The following is a 2,397-nucleotide window of genomic DNA, read 5'->3' on the forward strand; positions in this document are numbered from 1 at the left end:
GTGGCTGAACCCGGATAACGACGATAGAAAAGCACCCGATGACATGAAGTTGGCAGCATGAAATAGCGGACAACTATGTTGACAATCACCGGAGCAGCATGGCGCCCATCGCCCGTGGGCTGGGACTGCTGGAAGCCGAGGATGCCAAGCCGCATCGCGAGCCGCGTTCGGTCTCCGAGCTCGCGGAGGAGGCCAGCGACGAATGGGGAGTCGCTGTTCAAGCGGATTCCCGCTTGGCGAAAACACTCCACGCAACACTGGACCTGCTGCAGTGGATCAGGGAACGCGTGGCAGCCTTCGCCGAAGAGGCCCGACTACGCCCGGACCTCAACGAGTTGCTCCGGCGACTGCGGCGCTTCAGGGCTGCGACCGTGAAGTTCGCCCGGAGGCTATTGGCGGTGCGGCGAGCGGAGAAGCTGCACCACATGGCCGAGAACGCGTGGAACGACTTCGTTGCGAACAATCCCGAGCCCGGTCCGTCGTGGATGCAGGGGGACTGGAAGCAGCGGCGCGGGCGTCGGTTGAGCACCCTCGAAGCCCGAGCCGCAGAGCTGGCCGATGCAAAGGCTCGGGTGACCCCGCAGGGACAAGCCCTCTGCGAGAAAGAGGCGTTGGCCAGCGCAGCGCATCTGGAGGTGTGGAGCCGAGACATGCTCCAGCGCTATCCCTTGGCACTCGACATGGCGAATGAACCCGATGAGCAGCGTCCAAGCCCTGTCATCGTCGCACCTCCTGCGGCGGCCTACGTTCCCCGGCCGCCGCGCTTCCACTGAAACCAAAGAGCCCCGCACTGCGGGGCTCAATGTTTATATGCTCTCGGTAGACTCAATGAAGGGTCGGCCGTTTTTTGGCACGCACAGGATCCAACTGTGCGTCTTTGTTCTTCCGGCCCGCGCGCCATTCGTCTATCGATGGGAGCTCTCGAACAATGACAGCCTCGCGGGTGCGCACGGCCGGCGAGGGCCGGGGAGGAGCATGGTCCAACGATGGAGCGGCGTTGCTTCCGCCCGGGACGTTCTTCTGGCTGTAGACGATCAGTTCGCCAGCGGAGGCCCAGGCATTGCAAACATTTCGCTGGCGCGTAAGGGGCTCGTCCGAAAGGGTTTGGCTCATCAGCCCTGCGAGCAGTTGGCCAGCGATTTCGAGTTGTTTGGGATGGGTGGTCATGAAAACTCCTACGTGTGGGGGAACCCTCATCCAACCAAGAATTGACTCTTGCGCAAGAGCTCGCTTCGGGCTGCATTTCACAAATTTGAATACGAGCCAAAATTCGATAGCTGCTATGTCATTTGACGACTAGAGGTGTTGCGAATGCGACCTGGCTTCTCGTTTTTGTGCAGACGCAGGCGAACAACTTGGGCCGAGGTAAGGAAAGCAGTCAAGGCGGGTCGGTGAGCTCTGGCTTGTGCGCGATGCTGACAGACCAGCCGCCGGTGTCCTCCCGTTGCGTGGTCAGCAGGGTCACAGCTTCGACCAAGAATCTTGGACGCCGTTTGGGCAGTGGCATGTGGGCTTCTGTTTTGCTCGGCGCGTCTTCGGGGCTGGGACTTCCTCTATGCCGCATCCGGCTCCGTAAGTTACCCCTCAAGAGAACCCAGGGGTGCCTTTTAAGGGCGCCCCTTCTTCATCCCTGGTGGCACGCTATCGAACACATGGATCGGCTCCCTCGTTGGTGGCCGGACAATCTGGGTCTGCTGTGTAGCCGGGCGCTGCTGAGGCGCAGGTTGCGGTTTCTCGCCGCTGGGTTTATCACTCATAGGTCATCGACTCCCCGAACATCGTTTTTTTTCGTGAAAATTTTCATTGCTGACCACTGGCTCACGAACCGGTGGACGTTCGACGCCCTTTGGTTTGGTGGTGGGTAACGATGCGGGGCTATTAACGGCTTTCTCAGGCTTGCTGGGGATAGTCACTGTCTTACCGTCCTTCGGCGATCTTGGTGCGGCGTCATCCGCCGACTTTGTAGGGGACAGGCTGAAGAAGACTCCAGCCAGAATGAGGGAGCCCAGGCTAGCAATAAGAAACCTGTGTCCACGCGCAATCCACTCGGCTTTCCTGTTATTTTGGATGCTGTTGTTTCGGGCAGATATCGCGTAGGTCTCATCCAGATGATAGTAAAAATCGCGCCGTGCGCTTTGTTTAGCTTCTGCTTCTGTGATGTCAAGCGTCTGCCACTTCTCACTATACTCTCGTTCCAAATCCTCGCGATCGCGTAGCCAGACAACCATGTCAGGGGCATGGGAGTATTTATAGGCAATTAGGGATTTGGCAAGGCAGCAGAGATTGCAGATGAGTAGCGCTGTAGTAATCCTACTGTGTCATTAAATGCGAAGGTGCGGAGACATCGTTCCAAGTAGTGTCACTGCGATTTCTACGGCGATTGTCCAGCGAAGCGTC

At 58.5% G+C, this 2,397-nt stretch carries 2 protein-coding genes and 1 pseudogene; 1 reads left to right on the forward strand and 2 read right to left on the reverse strand.

Features of this window, described 5'->3' with window-relative positions; translation table 11 throughout:
• Positions 1-95: 95 nt before the first annotated feature.
• Positions 96-773: pseudogene (locus tag XcuCFBP2542_RS18740) on the forward strand (plasmid mobilization protein); the annotation flags it as partial.
• 52 nt (positions 774-825) lie between these two features.
• Here the strand turns inward: XcuCFBP2542_RS18740 and XcuCFBP2542_RS18745 are convergent.
• The gene (locus XcuCFBP2542_RS18745) at positions 826-1,167 is read right to left on the reverse strand and encodes a hypothetical protein (protein WP_033478862.1); all 342 of its coding nucleotides are present in this window, start codon (positions 1,165-1,167) and stop codon (positions 826-828) included.
• A 593-nt stretch (positions 1,168-1,760) separates the two neighbouring features.
• On the reverse strand, positions 1,761-2,228 hold the full coding sequence (locus tag XcuCFBP2542_RS19465; protein ID WP_146090367.1) for a hypothetical protein: 468 nt from the start codon (positions 2,226-2,228) through the stop codon (positions 1,761-1,763).
• Between the last annotated feature and the right edge of the window lie 169 nt (positions 2,229-2,397).

Origin of the sequence: Xanthomonas cucurbitae (assembly GCF_002939885.1) — a bacterium.
GTDB classification, from domain to species: Bacteria; Pseudomonadota; Gammaproteobacteria; order Xanthomonadales; family Xanthomonadaceae; genus Xanthomonas; species Xanthomonas cucurbitae.